Genomic DNA, 15,855 nt, shown 5'->3' with positions numbered 1-15,855 from the left:
TCTTGTCCTTGAGCTTGCGCGCGGCGTAGTCGAGCAGGTGCTCGGTTTCGGCGGCGAAGCCGACACTGAATGGACGGTCCGGGCGGGTGGCGATGGTCGCGAGGATGTCCGGGTTGCGCACCATTTGTAGTAGCAGGCCGTCGCCGCTCGTAGGGTCTTTCTTAAGTTTTTGCGGGGCGACTACTTCGGGGCGGTAGTCCGCCACCGCCGCCGAGGCGATGAACAGGTCGCACGGGATAGCCGCTTCGCAGGCCGCCAGCATGTCCCGGGCGCTGACCACGTCGATGCGGGTCACCCGATCAGGGGTCGGCAAATGCACGGGGCCGGTGATCAGCGTGACCCGGGCGCCGGCTTCCACGGCGGCTTCGGCCAGGGCGAAGCCCATTTTCCCGGAGCTGTGGTTGGTGATGTAGCGCACCGGGTCGATGTTTTCCTGGGTCGGTCCGGCGGTGATCAGCACATGCTTGCCGGTCAGTGCCTGGCGCTGGAAGCAGTCGGCGGCGCACTGGGCCAGGTCGTTGGCTTCGAGCATGCGTCCCATGCCGACATCGCCGCAGGCCTGGCTGCCGGAAGCCGGGCCAAAGACTTTCAGGTCGCGGCTTTGGAGCAATTGCAGATTGGCCTGGGTGGCCGGATCGCGCCACATGGCCTGGTTCATGGCTGGCGCGAGGGCAACCACGGCGTCGGTGGCGAGCACCAGGGTGGTCAGCAAATCATCGGCGATGCCTTGGGCCAGGCGGGCGATCAGGTCGGCCGTGGCTGGGGCGATCAGCACCAGGTCGGCCCACTTGGCCAGTTCGATATGACCCATGGCGGCTTCGGCCGCCGGGTCGAGCAGATCCAGGTGGACCGGGTGCCCGGACAGGGCCTGCATGGTCAGCGGGGTGATGAATTCACTGCCGCCGCGAGTCATGACGACCCGTACTTCCGCGCCCTGGTCGATAAGCCTGCGGACCAGCTCGGCGCTCTTGTAGGCGGCAATGCCGCCGCCGACGCCCAGAACGATGCGTTTCCGATACAGCCGCTGCATAGGCCTGCCTTTCGATTTCAATGGTCAGTGCAGGACGAACCCCACGGCAGCAGCCTGCCTGGGTGCAAATCGCCTGCAAAAAAGATGGGCTACGATATCACAGCGACCGCTACGGAACAGCGGCGCCCACAATCAGGGAGATGCTATGAGTATTCGCGACTGGCCGGTGGCCGAGCGGCCACGGGAGAGGTTACTGGAGTTGGGATCGGCGAGTCTTTCGGACGCCGAGCTTTTAGCGATTTTCTTGCGCACGGGTGTGTCGGGTAAAAGCGCCGTGGACCTGGCGCGACATCTGCTGCATCAATTTGGTGGCCTGCGGGTTTTGCTCGAGGCTGATCTGCGTACCTTCAACGCACATCTGGGGCTGGGCCCGGCGAAATTCGCGCAGTTGCAGGCCGTGCTGGAGATGGGGCGTCGGCATCTGGCCGAAAATTTGCGGCGGGAATCGGTGCTGGAGAGTCCGCTGGCCGTGCGGGACTACCTCAAGGCCATGTTGCGTCACGAGCCTCATGAAGTGTTTGGATGTCTGTTCCTCGATTCCCGGCATCGGGTGCTGGCGTATGAGGCGCTGTTTCGCGGTTCCATCGACAGTGCGAGTGTCTATCCCCGGCAGGTGGTCAAGCGCGCCCTGGCCCATAACGCCGCAGCGTTGATCCTGTGCCACAACCACCCCTCCGGCAACACCGAGCCCAGCCAGGCCGACCGGGTACTCACTGAGCGGCTTCAGGAAGCACTGGAGTTGATCGATGTGCGGGTGCTCGACCACTTCATCGTCGGCGATGGTGAGCCGCTGTCCATGGCGGAGTATGGGTGGATGTAGCCACGGTCAGGCTTGAATAATCCCTTGTGGGAGCAAAGCTTGCTCGCGATAGCGGTTTTACAGCCAACAGAAGTGTTGTATGTAACGACGTCATCGCGAGCAAGCTTTGCTCCCACAAGGGGGGGCTGGCAGTGGTTACTTGATACTGACCTTGGAGTAATCCTGCCGCCCAAACGGGCTGACCGAGTAACCCTGCACATCCTTGCGGGTCAGGGCGAACGCGGTCGGGTGCGCCAGGGGCAGCCACAGGGCCTGTTGCTGGATCTGCGCCTGGGCCTGCTCATAGAGTTTGGTGCGCACGCCCTGCTCGCTGGTGGTTTTGCCGGCACTGATCACTTTATCCAGGTCCGGGTTGCAATAACGGGCGAAGTTGGTGCCGGACTTGAGTGCCGCGCAGGAAAACTGCGGCGTGAGGAAGTTGTCCGGGTCACCGTTGTCACCGGCCCAGCCCATGAACAGCAAGTCATGTTCGCCGGCCTTGGCGCGACGGATCAGTTCGCCCCATTCGATCACGCGGATCTCGGCCTGAATGCCGATCTGCGCCAGGTCGGCCTGCAGCAGCTGCGCGCCCAGGCTGGGGTTGGGGTTCAGCAGGCTGCCGGAAGGGCGGGTCCAGATGGTGGTCTGAAAGCCGTCCTTCAAACCGGCCCTGGCCAGAAGATCACGGGCCTTGGCCGGGTCATGGGCGTAGCCGGGCAAGTTTTTGGCGTAGCTCCAGGTGTTCGGAGGGTAGGGGCCCTTGGCCGCTTCGGCGGTGCCCTCGAAAACGGCCTTGAGGTAGCTGGCCTTGTCGAAGGCCAGGTTGACGGCTTGTCGAACCTCGGGCTTGTCGAAGGGCGGGTGCTGGCTGTTGATCGCCACGAACGCGGTCATGAAGGCGTCGGTCTGCGCCACTTTCAACGTCGGCTCCTGCCTGGCGGCCTGGACGTCCTGCGGCTTGGGTGACAGGGCGATCTGGCATTCGTTGCGCCGCAGTTTTTGCAGGCGCACGTTCGCGTCCGGCGTGATGGCGAAGATCAGCGGATCCACCTGGGGCTTGCCGGCGAAATAGTCGTGGTTGGCCTTGTAGCGAATCGAAGCGTCTTTCTGGAACCGGTTGAAAATGAACGGGCCTGTGCCGATGGGCTGATTGTTGAGTGCTTCTGGCGTGCCGGCTTTCATCAGCTGATCGGCGTATTCGGCCGAATAGATGGAGGCAAAGCCCATGCTCAAGGTGGCCAGGAAGGTCGAATCCGCATGATCGAGGATGAAGCGCACGGTCAGCGGGTCCAGCGCGTCGATTTTCTTGATCAAGCTCGGTAGCTGCATGGACTGGGCGTGGGGGAAACCGCTCTGGGCGATTTTGTGCCAAGGGTTTGCCGGGTCAAGCATGCGTTCGAAGCTGAACTTGACGTCCTCGGCGGTCAGATCGCGGCGCGGCGTGAAGTATTCGGTCCGGTGGAATTTGACCTGGGGGCGCAGCTTGAACACGTAGGTCAGTCCATCGGACGAGACTTCCCAGCTCTCGGCGAGGCTGGGGATGACCTTGCCGCTGGCGGTGTCGAAATCCACCAGGCGATTCATCAGCACGTCGGCGGATGCGTTGGTGGTGGTCAGCGAATTGTACTGAACGACATCGAATCCTTCCGGGCTGGCCTCGGTGCAAACGCTCAGGGCGGCGGCCTGGGCCAGCGGGCTGATCAGCAGAGGGGCGAGCAACAGTGGGAGGGCAGCGAGGCGCATGGTCGGTTTCCTGTGCAAGTCGAAGGCCCATCTGCATGTGCAGTCTGGAAAAGACCTACCCTAGTGGCCTCGTTGGAAAATGACTATCCCCTTTTTGAATTTTCCGGCACCCTGCGACGCTGTATTCACGGCTCAAGCTCGGCATCGGTTAAAAAAACCGGCCTGCAGCGACGAGCGGTCAAAGGCGGCGCCAGCCTGTGCCCCCGCCGTTCGGGGGCGTTGCGCGTCGCTTTCCAATGAAGACAAATCACACCGGCAGTTGTTGCACTGTGGTCTTTCTGGTATAAAGCAGCGCTCTTTTCTAGGGGCCCGGTTCCTTCACTGTAGGTGTAGCCGGTAAGACCCTTAAAGAAACGCGGCGCCTGGCGCCAAATGACTGAGAGATTAAGCGGCCAACCCATGCCGGGTTGGGCATGTGGTTTTAGAGGGCTGAGGCATGTCGAGAGTCTGTCAAGTTACCGGTAAGGGTCCGGTGACTGGGAATAACATTTCCCACGCAAACAACAAAACCCGTCGTCGTTTCCTGCCGAACCTGCAGCATCACCGCTTCTGGGTTGAAGAAGAGAAACGTTTTGTGCGTCTGCGCGTATCTGCCAAAGGCATGCGTATCATCGACAAGCGTGGCATCAGTGTCGTGCTCGCCGAACTTCGCCGCGATGGCAAGATTTAAGGGAGCTAATCATGCGTGAATTGATTCGTTTGATCTCGAGCGCCGGTACTGGTCACTTCTACACTACCGACAAGAACAAGCGTACTACCCCGGACAAAATCGAGATCAAGAAATATGATCCGGTTGTTCGCAAGCACGTGATCTACAAGGAAGGCAAAATCAAGTAATTGATTTTTCCCTACTTACGAAAAAGGCCCGTATTGCAAGATACGGGCCTTTTTTGTTGCCGGATTTTTGTTGCCTATTGGGGCCTCATCGCGAGCAGGCTCGCTCCCACAGGGCATTGTGCTTGCCTGAAACTCAGGCATTACACAACGCCAATGTGGGAGCGAGCCTGCTCGCGATGAGGCCAGGTCTAACGATGCAAATCCTCAAACCTTCTGTTCAAACACCACATAAATCTTGCGGCACGCCTCCAACACTTCCCAAGTGCCCGTGAACCCCGCCGGGATCACGAAGCGGTCGCCGGCCCGCAGGGTCTTGGCATTGCCATCATTGTCCCGCAACACGGAAACGCCCTGGACGATCTCGCAGTATTCATGTTCGGTGTAGTTGACCGTCCACTGGCCGACCGCGCCTTCCCACACGCCTGCATTCATTTGCCCGCAAGGGCTGCTGTAGTGGTTGAACACCGTTTGTTCGGGATCACCCTTGAGTACCTTGGCTGCGTCCGGGCGATAGCGTTCGGCGGTGGTACTGGCCTGACTGAAATCGACGATGTCCTGGATGCTCATGCGGCAATTCTCCGGTAATGACGGCGCGAATGGCTGGAAGAGCCAAAGTCTATGTTTATTAAAACGAACATCGCAAGGCCGTTTGCCAGTGTTGTGTCAAATATATTGAAACATTACCAGCCGCTGGTTTAGGGTGGCGGGTGCCCCGCGCCGAAAACAGGCCGGCTGGGCAGAATTCGTGGAGCGCTGCGCATCGCGTGGCGTTCGTACTCAATAAGAGGAGGACACTCGCATGACCACCCTGACTCGTGCCGACTGGGAACAACGCGCCCGCGACCTGACCATCGAAGGCCGTGCCTTCATCAACGGCGAATACACCGATGCGGTGTCCGGCGAAACCTTTGACTGCCTCAGCCCGGTGGATGGCCGTGTGCTGGGCAAGATCGCCAGTTGCGACGTCGCCGACGCCCAACGTGCCGTCGAAAACGCCCGCGCCACCTTCAACTCCGGTGTCTGGTCGCGCCTGGCGCCGAGCAAGCGTAAAGCGACCATGATTCGCTTTGCCGGCCTGCTCAAGCAGAACGCCGAAGAACTGGCGCTGCTCGAAACCCTGGACATGGGCAAGCCGATCAGCGACTCCTTGAATATCGATGTTCCCGGTGCAGCTCAAGCGTTGAGCTGGAGCGGTGAAGCCATCGACAAGATTTACGATGAAGTGGCCGCGACCCCCCACGATCAGTTGGGCCTGGTGACCCGTGAACCGGTGGGCGTCGTAGGCGCTATCGTGCCGTGGAATTTCCCACTGATGATGGCCTGCTGGAAGCTCGGCCCGGCGCTGTCCACCGGTAACTCGGTGGTGCTCAAGCCGTCGGAAAAATCCCCGCTCACCGCTATCCGCATTGCCGCATTGGCAGTGGAGGCCGGTATTCCCAAGGGCGTGCTCAACGTGCTGCCGGGCTACGGCCACACGGTTGGCAAGGCCCTGGCCCTGCACATGGACGTCGATACCCTGGTGTTCACCGGTTCCACCAAAATCGCCAAGCAACTGATGGTTTACTCGGGCGAGTCCAACATGAAGCGTGTCTGGCTGGAAGCCGGCGGCAAGAGCCCGAACATCGTGTTCGCCGATGCCCCGGACCTGCAAGCCGCCGCCGAGTCCGCCGCCAGTGCCATTGCCTTCAACCAGGGCGAAGTCTGCACCGCCGGCTCGCGACTGTTGGTGGAGCGTTCCATCAAGGACACCTTCCTGCCGCTGGTGATTGAAGCGCTCAAGGGCTGGAAACCTGGCAACCCCCTGGACCCGGCCACCAATGTCGGCGCCCTGGTGGATACCCAGCAGATGAACACCGTGCTGTCCTACATTGAGGCCGGTCACAGCGACGGCGCCAAGCTGGTGGCCGGCGGCAAGCGGATCCTCGAAGAAACCGGCGGTACCTATGTCGAGCCGACGATTTTCGACGGGGTGAGCAACGCCATGAAAATCGCCCAGGAAGAGATTTTCGGTCCGGTGCTGTCGGTCATCGCTTTCGATACCGCCGAGGAGGCCATCCAGATCGCCAATGACACGCCGTACGGCCTGGCCGCGGCGGTATGGACCAAGGACATTTCCAAGGCTCACCTGACCGCCAAGGCGCTGCGTGCTGGCAGCGTTTGGGTCAATCAGTATGACGGCGGCGACATGACCGCACCGTTCGGCGGCTTCAAGCAGTCGGGTAACGGCCGCGACAAGTCGCTGCATGCGTTCGACAAGTACACCGAGCTGAAGGCGACCTGGATCAAGCTCTGACAGGGGCGGCCCCGGATCCTGTTCGGGGCTGCATGCAGTGCTGGTCCCCTGTGGGAGCGAGCCTGCTCGCGATAGCGGTGTGACAGTCGACGACTCTGTTGAATGTTGCGCCGCTATCGCGAGCAGGCTCGCTCCCACAGTGTTTTGTGGGGCCTGAAAATCGATAACTATCCACAGGAGCGTGGAAATGCGTTGGGCGACCTATTTCGCCGTGTTGGCATCTGTCCTGAGTGTCGGCTTGGCGCTGGGCGTGAGCATGCCGCTGGTGTCGCTGCGTCTGGAAGGCTGGGGTTATGGTTCGTTTGCCATCGGGGTGATGGCCGCCATGCCGGCCGTTGGGGTGCTGGTCGGGGCCAAGGTGTCGAGTCGGCTTGCGGCGCGGTTCGGCACGGCGGCGTTGATGCGCTTGTGCTTGTGGGGTGGGGCGGTGTCCATCGGGTTGCTGGCGCTGTTGCCCAGCTATCCGGTCTGGTTGGTGCTGCGGCTGATGATCGGCGTCGTCCTGACCCTGGTGTTCATTCTGGGTGAAAGCTGGATCAACCAACTGGTGATCGAACAATGGCGCGGACGGTTGGTGGCGTTGTACGGCAGCAGTTACGCCCTGAGTCAGTTGTCTGGTCCGTTGCTGCTGGGTGCGCTGGGGACTGATCACGATTATGGCTTTTGGGTGGGTGTCGGTCTTTTGCTGGTTTCGCCGTTGCTGTTGCTGGGACGCAGCGGTGCGCCCAGCAGTGAAGCCTGCAGCGTCACTTTCAAGGATCTATGGGCGTTTTGTCGTGGGTTGCCGGCAATCGCCTGGGCGGTGTCGTTGTTCGCGGCGTTCGAGGCAATGATCCTGACTCTGCTGCCGGTTTACTGTTTGCGTCAGGGCTTCAGCGCCGACATTGCGCTGGCGATGGTCAGCACGGTAGTGGTCGGTGATGCCTTGTTGCAGTTGCCCATTGGCGCTCTTGCGGACCGCCTGTCGCGCCGGTCGTTGTTCACTGGCTGTGCGGTGGCGCTGATGCTGTCGAGCCTGGCGGTTCCACTGCTGATCGATACCTTGCTGATCTGGCCACTGTGGGTGCTGTTTGGCGCCAGCGCAGGCGGGTTGTTCACCTTGTCACTGATCCTGATCGGCGAGCGTTATCGCGACGATGCACTGGTGCGGGCCAACGCCCATATTGCCCAGTTGTGGGGGATCGGTTGCCTGATTGGCCCACTGGCGGCGGGGGCGGGCAGTCAATGGATCAGTGGGCATGCGCTGCCCTTGTTCATGGCCGCGGGAGCGTTCGGCTTGGTGGTTCTGTTGTTGCGCCAAGGGGCGTTTGGCGCCACGCAACCTGCCTGAACAAAGTGAAGCCTTGGGAAACGTGCTGAACCCGGGGCTTCTACAGCATTCGCTCCAGCCCAACGGTGGTGGCGAACCAGGCGTTGAAGCGGCGCCACCAACTGCCGGGTTCGCGGTCCAGGTCATGCAGTTGGCCGTTGTCTTCGGTGGTCCATATCAGCTTCCCGTCCTTCAGGCGGGCCTGGTAACTCAGGGCCGGTGCCATGCCCTGCAAGGCCAGTTCGCGCACTTGGCCGGCGAGTTCGGGACTGTCGACCAAGACCCCCACTTCGGTGTTCCACAGCACTGAACGCGGATCGAAATTGAACGAGCCGATGAAGGATTTCTTCCGGTCGAAGATGATCGCCTTGCTATGCAGGCTGGAGTCCGATTCGCCGTAGGACTTGCTGTAGAACAAATGGGGGCTGCCACCCGTGTCCCCGGGCTGGCGACGCAATTCGTACAGCCGCACCCCATGTTGCAGCAAAGCCCTGCGATACGGCGCGTAACCGCCGTGCACCGCCGGTACGTCGGTGGCCTCCAGGGAGTTGGTCAAAAGACTCACCGCCACTCCGGCATCGGCGCGGCTGGTCAGGTAGACCAACCCTGGCTGGCCGGGTACAAAGTAGGCCGAAATCATGATCAGTTCTTCACTGACCCCCGTCAGCTCCGGGCCCAATTGCGTGGTCAGCAACAACTGCGGGTCAGGCTCATCCCTGGCCAGTACTTTGCTGGGTGCATCCCACAGCGCCTGGTTCCAGGCCCAGATCAATTGCCTGCGCCAGATGTCCAGGCGCGGTTGGGTCCGGTAGGAGGTCAACTGCTGGTAAAGCGCGTGATTTTCCTTGTGCGTCTGCTCCAGTGACTCTTGCAGGCGTAGGCGGCTGTTGGCCAGATCCTTGGGGGTTGGCCGACGGGACAGGAATTGTTCGATGGGTTTGCTCAGGGCGCTGTTCCAGTATTGGTCGAAGCTGTGCCCCAATTGTTCGGCCACCGGCCCAACGCCAAGCAGGTCGATGTCGGTGAAGTTCAGGTTGGGTTCGGCGTCGAAATATTCATCCCCCAGATTGCGACCGCCGACGATGGCCATGCTGTTGTCCGCCAGCCAGAGCTTGTTGTGCATGCGCCGGTGTTGCAATGAGAGGTTGAGCAGCCGCCCGAGGCTGCGGGTTACCCCGGTGGCGCGCCCCAGATGAAGTGGGTTGAACAGGCGTATCTGGATCCGCGGATGAGCGGCGAGGGTCGCGATGATCTGATCCTGGCCATCGCTGGTGGTGTCATCCAGCAGGATGCGCACGCGTACGCCGCGGTCGGCGGCTTTGAGCAATTCATCCACCAGCATTCGCGTGCTGATGCCGTCATGAACGATGTAGTACTGCAAATCCAGGCTGCTTTGGGCGTTGCGGATCAACTCGGCCCGGGCGGAGAAGGCGTCGGTACTGTCAGATAGCAGGCGGAAACCCGAGCGTCCCTCGTGTGGAGCGGCCTGGGCCTGTACCGAGCGTCCGAACGAAGATTCGGTTGCCGGGAGCGCCTGGGAAGGTTCGCGGGTGATGTCAAAACTGGCACAGCCGCCCAGCAGCGAGGCGACTAGCAGGAGCACAGGCAGGATGGGTCTGGGTCTCACGTAGGCTCGTTCCGCTTGTTTGCGTTGATCGGCTTGTGGGTGCTGCTTCCCTGAGTAAAGCTCAGACGGCGTCGAGTCGGGTTTCGTTCAACAACGCAATGGCCGCGGCGCCGACCTTGCGGACGGCGTCCTCGATCTGTGCCGTTGGTTTGGCAGCGTAGTTCATGCGCAGGCAATTGCGGTACTTGCCCGAGGCGGAAAATATGCTGCCGACCGCCACCTGCACGCCCTGGTCATGCAGGACCCGATTAAGCTTGAGTGTATCGAAGCCTTCGGGGAGTTCGACCCAGAGCATAAAGCTGCCGCGCGGGCGGCTGGCGCGAGTACCCGCTGGAAAATAGCGGCTGACCCAGTCGATCATGACGTCGCGATTGCGTTGGTATTGGCTGCGCATCCGCCGCAAATGCGGTTCGAAGTGCCCGCCCTTGAGAAACTCCGCAATGGCTATCTGCGGTTGCGGTGCGGTGGAGCCGGTGCTGATGTATTTCATGTGCAGCACCCGTTCCAGATAGCGGCCGGGTGCGACCCAGCCCACTCGCAAACCCGGTGCCAGTGTCTTGGAAAAAGAACTGCAGAGTAGGACGCGGCCATCGTCGTCGAAGGATTTGATCGTGCGGGGGCGCGGGTAGGTGTAGGCCAGTTCCCCATACACATCGTCCTCGATAATCGCCACGTCGAAGCGCTGCGCCAAGGTCAGCAACGCGCGTTTGTTGGCCTCGGGCATGATGTAGCCTAGCGGGTTGTTACAACTGGGCGTCAACTGTATGGCCTTGATGGGCCACTGTTCCAGCGCCAGCTCCAGGGCCTCCAGGCTGATGCCGGTCAGTGGATCGGTGGGGATTTCCAGGGCCTTCATGCCCAGGCCCTTGAGGGTTTGCATGGCGCCGTGAAAGCTGGGGGAGTCCACCGCGACGATATCGCCTTGTTCACAGGTGGCGCGGATGCTGACCGACAGCGCTTCGTGACAGCCCGTGGTGACGATCAGGTCGCCGGCTCCCAGTTTGCAACCCGAGTCCAGCGACAGGCGAGCGATCTGTTCGCGCAGCGCGAGGTTGCCGTAGATGTTGTCGTAATACAGGCCCGGCATGTCTTGCCGGCGGCTGATCTGCGCCAGGCTGCGCAACAGCGGTTTCATGGTCGGCGAGTTGATATCCGGCATGCCTCGGCCCAGTTGCACCACGTCTTTGCGTGGTACCGAGCGTATCAGCTCCAGCACTTGGTCCCATTGGGAGATGTCCACCGGTCGTTGGGCTGGGCGACCCACTACCGGCAGGTCCGGCAGTTCACGGCTGGCCGGTACGAAATACCCTGATTTGGGTTTTGGCATCGCCAGCCCGCTGTCCTCCAGCACGCGATAGGCCTGCTGCACCGTACTCAGGCTGACACCGTGCTCCATGCTCAGCGCGCGCACTGACGGCAGCCGGTCGCCGGGACGGTAGAAGCCCTGTTCGATGCGGGTGCCGAGCAATTCGGCGAGGTTCACATAAAGGGTCATGGCGCGCTCTCGATGAAGTGGACAACGGTAACCAATACAGTTGCGGCGGAAAAAGACAATTCAGTGTCGAAAAGCCGCAATCTGTATGCATGGAAAACACATTGTTTGAATCTGTATTGATTCTGGCCGTCCGCGCATCATGAAAGCTCTGGCTACCCAAGTAAACAGGAGCGATCAAAATGAACGGCTTGAGCGATGTGCGGCTGACGTTACACAGCCAGGAACTGGCGGCGGGGCAGGAAAAGGAGCTACGCAATGCGATGTTGCACAGTGCCCCGTCCAGCCTGAGCCGCTGGGCCCTGTTCTGGCGTCGTCTGCATACACGCAAGGCCTTGTTGGAGCTCACACCCGAACAGTTGCGTGATATCGGGCTGAGCCGAGAGCAGGCGCGGGAGGAGGGCTTGAAGCCGTTCTGGCGGCTTTGAAGCGGTACCGGGCCTGAAACTGCTATCGCGGGCATGCCTTGCTCTTACAGCCCTCTTTCAATCTGTGCGAGCAAGGCGTGCCCGCGATAGCGTCACCAGTAGCGCTGGGCGCTTCAAACCAACTCTTTCAACCGATGCCACAGCATCCCCAGTGCCAACAGTGGCGAGCGCAGATGCTTTCCGCCCGGGAAGGTCATGTGCGGCACCTGGGCGAAAAGATCGAAACCACCACTCTGTTGCCCACTGATGGCTTCGGCCAACAGCTTGCCGGCCAGGTGCGTGGCATTCACTCCGTGGCCGGAGTAGGCCTGGGCGTAGTACACGTTGGGCTGATCCTTGAGTCGACCGATCTGCGGCAAGCGGTTGGCGCCGATGCCGATCATCCCGCCCCATTGAAAGTCGATTTTCACCTGCGCCAGTTGCGGGAACACCTTGAGCATTTTCGGACGCATGTACGCGCCAATGTCTTGCGGGTCACGACCCGAGTAATGGCAGGCTCCGCCGAACAGTAAGCGTCGATCCGCGGAAAGCCGGTAGTAATCCAGCGCCACCCGTTGATCACAGACCGCCATGTTCTGCGGCAACAACGCCTGGGCCTGAGCCTCGCTCAAAGGTTCAGTGGCGATGATGTAGCTGCCGGCGGGCAGCACTTTGCCGCTGAGTTCCGGGTTGAGCCCATTGAGGTAGGCGTTGCAGCCCAGCACCAGGGTCTTGGCCCGGACCGCACCCTGTTGGGTGTGCACCTTCACTTCCGGGCCGTAATCAATGCGCGTGACCGCCGATTGTTCGAACAGCCGGACCCCCAGTTGCTGCGCGGCGCAGGCTTCGCCCAAGGCCAGGTTCAGCGGATGCAAATGGCCCGAGCCCATGTCGATCAGGCCGCCGACGTAGCGATCCGAACCCACCACACTGTGCATTTCGTGGGCTTGCAGCAGCCGGGTCTGATGGCGATACCCCAAGCTGCGCAGCTCTTCAGCGTCCTCAGCGAAACCTTCCAGGTCGCCTGGCTTGTTGGCGAGGTCGCAATAACCCCAGGTGAGGTCGCAGTGGATCTGAAAGCGCTCGACCCGTTGACGGACGATTTCCACCGCCTCAAGACCCATGAGCTTCATCTGGCGTACGCCGTCGGCACCGATGACCGGGGCGAACTGATCAAGGCCATGACCGACGCCGCGAATCAGTTGACCGCCGTTGCGCCCGCTGGCCCCCCAGCCGATCTTGTGCGCTTCCAGCAGCACTACGCTCATGCCGCGCTCGGCCAGTTCGATCGCTGTGTTCAACCCCGAGAACCCACCGCCTACCACGCAGACATCCGCCACCAGCTCGCCCTGCAGCAGCGGATGATCCGGTTGCGGCAAGCTGCTGGCGGCGTAGTAAGAGGCGGCGTGCGAATGGCTCGGGACAGGTTGCTGAACACGGGCGTTCATGTGCGTAATCCTGATTATTGTGTTTGAGAAATTTTACGGAGCATAAGCCGGGGATTCGTCCATGGGCAACACCGGTCGGTTGGCGCTGTCTGGGACAGGGCTTTTCGTGCAGAATCCTGCCTTGTCCCGTCTCGGTAGCCGCTTCGATGAGCTGCAACAGTCAAAAAATCCGCACGCTGCGCCAACAGATTCCCTCGTTCGAGTGCGTACCGGGCTGCCATGACTGCTGCGGGCCAGTGACCACCTCGCCTGAGGAAATGGCCCGCTTGCCACGCAAGACTCGCGCCGAACAGGACGCGGCCATGGAAGCGCTCGACTGTGTGCACTTGGGACCCAATGGCTGCACAGTCTATGACGAGCGGCCGCTGATCTGCCGGTTGTTCGGCACCACGGCGACCTTGCCGTGTCCCAATGGCCGGCGGCCGGTGGAACTGATTCATCCGCGGGTCGAGAAGCAGATTCACGAATATATGGCCAGCACCCGGCAGGTATTGGTGTAGCCAAGAACGCCCCTCAATCCGGAATCGGCAGGTTCAAGCTCTCCTTCACTTCTTCCATCACGATGTAGCTCTTGGATTCGCGCACGTGGGGCAGCTTGAGCAGGATGTCGCCCAGCAGCTTGCGGTACGAAGCCATCTCGGAAATCCGCGCTTTCACCAGATAGTCAAAGTCGCCTGACACCAGATGGCATTCGAGCACGTGAGGCAATTTCAGCACCGCGCGCCGGAATTCTTCAAAGGTGTCGCCGGATTTGTAGTCGAGGCTGATTTCGACGAACACCAGCAGACTTCCCTTCAGATGCTGCGGATTGAGCCGGGCGTTGTAGCCCATGATGATTCCCTCGCGCTCCAGGCGACGAACCCGCTCGGTGCAGGGGGTGGTGGAGAGGCCGACCTTTTCCCCAAGCTCCGTAAAGGAAATCCGTCCATCCGCCTGGAGGATGCGCAGGATGTTGCGGTCGATCTTGTCCAGCTCACGTTTGGTCTGAGTGTTGGTCCGCACAGGTGATGCTCCTCCATGAAAAGGGTTTTTGCCGAGAATTCTCGCCAAATATAGGCATTTATATAGTGAAAAGCACTGCCTGATCTTTTCTAAACTGCGCACATTACGGTCTGTACAACAAAACGTCAGCGGTTATCCGCGATGAGGGCTTCAACATGCGCGTTGTGGTTTTAGGTAGCGGCGTCATCGGTACCGTCAGTGCTTACTACCTGGCCCGTGCCGGGTTTGAAGTCGTGGTGGTTGATCGTCAGCCGGCGCCAGCCATGGAAACCAGTTTTGCCAATGCCGGCCAGGTGTCGCCGGGTTATGCCTCGCCGTGGGCCGCACCAGGTGTGCCACTCAAGGCCATCAAGTGGCTGTTGCAGCGCCACGCACCGCTGGCGATCAAAGCCACCGCTGACATCGACCAGTACCTGTGGATGGCGCAGATGCTGCGCAACTGCACCGCCAACCGTTATGCCGTGAACAAGGAGCGCATGGTGCGCCTGTCCGAGTACAGCCGCGACTGCCTCGACGAACTGCGCGCCGAAACCGGGATTGCCTACGAAGGCCGCAGTCTGGGGACCACTCAATTGTTCCGTACCCAGGCTCAGGTTGATGGTGCGGCCAAAGACATCGCCGTGCTGAAAGAGTCCGGTGTGCCCTTCGAAGTGCTGGACCGTGAAGGCATTGCCCGCGTCGAGCCGGCGTTGGCCAATGTCACCGACATCCTGGCGGGTGCCTTGCGTCTGCCCAATGACCAGACTGGCGACTGTCAGATGTTTACCACGCGCCTGGCGCAAATGGCCGTGAAACTCGGTGTGGAATTCCGCTTTGGCCAGGATATCCAGCGCCTGGACTACGCCGGTGATCGCATCAACGGCGTCTGGATCGACGGCAAGCTGGAAACCGCTGACCGCTACGTCCTGGCCCTGGGCAGTTATTCACCGCAATTGCTCAAACCGCTGGGCATTCGTGCGCCGGTGTATCCGCTCAAGGGTTATTCCCTGACGGTGCCGATCACCAATCCGGCGATGGCTCCGACCTCGACCATTCTCGACGAAACCTACAAGGTCGCGATTACCCGGTTCGATAACCGCATCCGTGTGGGCGGCATGGCGGAAATCGCCGGTTTTGACCTGTCTCTCAACCCGCGTCGGCGTGAAACCCTGGAGATGATCGTCAACGACCTTTATCCTCAGGGCGGCGATCTGGCCCAGGCCAGTTTCTGGACCGGCCTGCGTCCGACCACCCCGGATGGCACGCCGATCGTGGGCGCCACCCCGTTCAAGAACCTGTTCCTGAACACCGGCCATGGCACCCTCGGTTGGACCATGGCCTGTGGTTCCGGGCGCTTGCTGGCGGATCTGATGGCGAAGAAAAAACCACAGATCAGCGCCGAAGGCCTCGATATTTCCCGTTATGGCAGTAAACACCAGGAGTCTGCAAAACATGTCAATCCAGCGCCAGCTCACCAATGACCGCATGAGTCAGGTCGTCCTGCACAACGGCACTGTTTACCTGGCCGGGCAGGTTGGCGACGACATGAGTGCCGGTATTGAACAGCAGACCCGTGAAACCCTGGCCAATATCGAACGTTTGCTGGACCTGGCCGGGACCGACAAAAATCATCTGTTGTCGGTGACGATTTACCTGAAAGACATCGACGCCCATTTCGAAGGCATGAACGCGATCTGGGACAAATGGCTGCCCAAGGGCGTCGCGCCGGCCCGGGCCACTGTGCAAGCCAAACTGTGCGAACCGGAAATCCTGGTGGAGCTGTCCGTCGTGGCAGCGCTGCCCTAAACCCGGAAAACGATCCCTCTTGCGGTGCTGTTGGTGGTTCATGCCGTCAGCCAGCGCCGTTTTTTTTACCTAGTCCGCCTAGA

General features: G+C 60.8%; 16 protein-coding genes. 9 read left to right on the top strand and 7 right to left on the bottom strand.

The features are described 5' to 3' along the window. The coding region (coaBC, locus tag GSM73_RS01255) for a bifunctional phosphopantothenoylcysteine decarboxylase/phosphopantothenate--cysteine ligase CoaBC (RefSeq protein WP_160891500.1) at window positions 1-1,030 on the bottom strand (1,030 nt) is incomplete at its 3' end. A 145-nt stretch (window positions 1,031-1,175) separates the two neighbouring features. Here coaBC and radC point away from each other — a divergent pair. Continuing rightward, the gene (gene radC / locus GSM73_RS01250; RefSeq protein WP_047226162.1) at window positions 1,176-1,850 is read left to right on the top strand and encodes a DNA repair protein RadC; all 675 of its coding nucleotides are present in this window, start codon (window positions 1,176-1,178) and stop codon (window positions 1,848-1,850) included. A 135-nt stretch (window positions 1,851-1,985) separates the two neighbouring features. Here the strand turns inward: radC and GSM73_RS01245 are convergent, their stop codons facing one another. Continuing rightward, window positions 1,986-3,572, bottom strand: coding sequence for an ABC transporter substrate-binding protein (locus GSM73_RS01245; RefSeq protein WP_076383090.1), 1,587 nt, complete (start codon window positions 3,570-3,572; stop codon window positions 1,986-1,988). Window positions 3,573-4,008: 436 nt separating this feature from the next. Here GSM73_RS01245 and rpmB point away from each other — a divergent pair, with 436 nt between their 5' ends. Next, the gene (gene rpmB / locus GSM73_RS01240; protein ID WP_003229474.1) at window positions 4,009-4,242 is read left to right on the top strand and encodes a 50S ribosomal protein L28; all 234 of its coding nucleotides are present in this window, start codon (window positions 4,009-4,011) and stop codon (window positions 4,240-4,242) included. Between the two features lie 11 nt (window positions 4,243-4,253). Continuing rightward, entirely contained in the window at window positions 4,254-4,409 is a 156-nt protein-coding gene (rpmG, locus tag GSM73_RS01235; protein WP_003177274.1) for a 50S ribosomal protein L33, read from the top strand. A gap of 204 nt (window positions 4,410-4,613) precedes the next feature. Here rpmG and GSM73_RS01230 read toward each other — a convergent pair whose 3' ends face one another. Next, entirely contained in the window at window positions 4,614-4,976 is a 363-nt protein-coding gene (locus GSM73_RS01230) for a cupin domain-containing protein (RefSeq protein WP_076383089.1), read from the bottom strand. A gap of 232 nt (window positions 4,977-5,208) precedes the next feature. Between GSM73_RS01230 and GSM73_RS01225 the strand changes: the two genes are divergently transcribed. Both GSM73_RS01225 and GSM73_RS01220 read left to right on the top strand, forming a co-directional pair. Next, entirely contained in the window at window positions 5,209-6,702 is a 1,494-nt protein-coding gene (locus tag GSM73_RS01225; RefSeq protein WP_107321363.1) for an aldehyde dehydrogenase, read from the top strand. A 187-nt stretch (window positions 6,703-6,889) separates the two neighbouring features. Beyond that, the gene (locus GSM73_RS01220) at window positions 6,890-8,032 is read left to right on the top strand and encodes an MFS transporter (RefSeq protein WP_047226158.1); all 1,143 of its coding nucleotides are present in this window, start codon (window positions 6,890-6,892) and stop codon (window positions 8,030-8,032) included. Window positions 8,033-8,072: 40 nt separating this feature from the next. Here GSM73_RS01220 and GSM73_RS01215 read toward each other — a convergent pair whose 3' ends face one another. Further along, on the bottom strand, window positions 8,073-9,638 hold the full coding sequence (locus tag GSM73_RS01215) for a phospholipase D family protein (RefSeq protein ID WP_047226157.1): 1,566 nt from the start codon (window positions 9,636-9,638) through the stop codon (window positions 8,073-8,075). A 61-nt stretch (window positions 9,639-9,699) separates the two neighbouring features. Then, window positions 9,700-11,133, bottom strand: a complete 1,434-nt coding sequence (locus GSM73_RS01210) for a PLP-dependent aminotransferase family protein (protein WP_047226156.1) — start codon at window positions 11,131-11,133, stop codon at window positions 9,700-9,702. A gap of 179 nt (window positions 11,134-11,312) precedes the next feature. Between GSM73_RS01210 and GSM73_RS01205 the strand changes: the two genes are divergently transcribed. Beyond that, a complete protein-coding gene (locus GSM73_RS01205; RefSeq protein WP_047226155.1) occupies window positions 11,313-11,558 on the top strand; it encodes a DUF1127 domain-containing protein in 246 nt (81 codons plus the stop codon). 113 nt (window positions 11,559-11,671) lie between these two features. On the opposite strand, the gene GSM73_RS01200 is transcribed toward GSM73_RS01205, so the two are convergent. Continuing rightward, window positions 11,672-12,985, bottom strand: coding sequence for an FAD-binding oxidoreductase (locus GSM73_RS01200; protein ID WP_160891372.1), 1,314 nt, complete (start codon window positions 12,983-12,985; stop codon window positions 11,672-11,674). 146 nt (window positions 12,986-13,131) lie between these two features. On the opposite strand from GSM73_RS01200, the gene GSM73_RS01195 reads away from it, so the two are divergent. Further along, window positions 13,132-13,485 carry a YkgJ family cysteine cluster protein gene (locus GSM73_RS01195; protein WP_003206850.1) on the top strand — a complete coding sequence of 118 codons (354 nt, stop codon included), beginning with the start codon at window positions 13,132-13,134 and terminating at the stop codon, window positions 13,483-13,485. A gap of 13 nt (window positions 13,486-13,498) precedes the next feature. On the opposite strand, the gene GSM73_RS01190 is transcribed toward GSM73_RS01195, so the two are convergent. Then, window positions 13,499-13,987 (bottom strand): Lrp/AsnC ligand binding domain-containing protein, encoded by a 489-nt coding sequence (locus tag GSM73_RS01190; protein WP_003206849.1) that lies wholly within the window; start codon window positions 13,985-13,987, stop codon window positions 13,499-13,501. A gap of 155 nt (window positions 13,988-14,142) precedes the next feature. Here GSM73_RS01190 and dadA point away from each other — a divergent pair, with 155 nt between their 5' ends. Beyond that, window positions 14,143-15,447 (top strand): D-amino acid dehydrogenase, encoded by a 1,305-nt coding sequence (gene dadA, locus GSM73_RS01185; protein WP_160891370.1) that lies wholly within the window; start codon window positions 14,143-14,145, stop codon window positions 15,445-15,447. Continuing rightward, window positions 15,419-15,772, top strand: a complete 354-nt coding sequence (locus GSM73_RS01180) for a RidA family protein (protein WP_047226152.1) — start codon at window positions 15,419-15,421, stop codon at window positions 15,770-15,772. Before dadA ends, GSM73_RS01180 begins: the two co-directional genes overlap by 29 nt. Window positions 15,773-15,855: the final 83 nt, after the last annotated feature.

This window comes from Pseudomonas sp. PICF6 (genome assembly GCF_009831705.1).
Classification (GTDB): domain Bacteria; phylum Pseudomonadota; class Gammaproteobacteria; order Pseudomonadales; family Pseudomonadaceae; genus Aquipseudomonas; species Aquipseudomonas rhizophila.
The sequence above is the reverse complement of the archived record's forward strand: the minus strand, read 5'-3'. Positions and strand labels throughout refer to the sequence as shown.

What these genes read in the sequence shown, in the direction of transcription:
- rpmG (WP_003177274.1), top strand. Translation starts at nt 4,254, where the DNA reads ATGCGTGAATTGATTCGTTTGATCTCGAGCGCCGGTACTGGTCACTTC.
- radC (WP_047226162.1), top strand. Translation starts at nt 1,176, where the DNA reads ATGAGTATTCGCGACTGGCCGGTGGCCGAGCGGCCACGGGAGAGGTTA.
- dadA (WP_160891370.1), top strand. Translation starts at nt 14,143, where the DNA reads ATGCGCGTTGTGGTTTTAGGTAGCGGCGTCATCGGTACCGTCAGTGCT.
- GSM73_RS01205 (WP_047226155.1), top strand. Translation starts at nt 11,313, where the DNA reads ATGAACGGCTTGAGCGATGTGCGGCTGACGTTACACAGCCAGGAACTG.
- GSM73_RS01220 (WP_047226158.1), top strand. Translation starts at nt 6,890, where the DNA reads ATGCGTTGGGCGACCTATTTCGCCGTGTTGGCATCTGTCCTGAGTGTC.
- GSM73_RS01210 (WP_047226156.1), bottom strand. Translation starts at nt 11,133, where the DNA reads ATGACCCTTTATGTGAACCTCGCCGAATTGCTCGGCACCCGCATCGAA.
- rpmB (WP_003229474.1), top strand. Translation starts at nt 4,009, where the DNA reads ATGTCGAGAGTCTGTCAAGTTACCGGTAAGGGTCCGGTGACTGGGAAT.
- GSM73_RS01245 (WP_076383090.1), bottom strand. Translation starts at nt 3,572, where the DNA reads ATGCGCCTCGCTGCCCTCCCACTGTTGCTCGCCCCTCTGCTGATCAGC.
- GSM73_RS01225 (WP_107321363.1), top strand. Translation starts at nt 5,209, where the DNA reads ATGACCACCCTGACTCGTGCCGACTGGGAACAACGCGCCCGCGACCTG.
- GSM73_RS01180 (WP_047226152.1), top strand. Translation starts at nt 15,419, where the DNA reads ATGTCAATCCAGCGCCAGCTCACCAATGACCGCATGAGTCAGGTCGTC.
- GSM73_RS01230 (WP_076383089.1), bottom strand. Translation starts at nt 4,976, where the DNA reads ATGAGCATCCAGGACATCGTCGATTTCAGTCAGGCCAGTACCACCGCC.
- GSM73_RS01200 (WP_160891372.1), bottom strand. Translation starts at nt 12,985, where the DNA reads ATGAACGCCCGTGTTCAGCAACCTGTCCCGAGCCATTCGCACGCCGCC.
- GSM73_RS01195 (WP_003206850.1), top strand. Translation starts at nt 13,132, where the DNA reads ATGAGCTGCAACAGTCAAAAAATCCGCACGCTGCGCCAACAGATTCCC.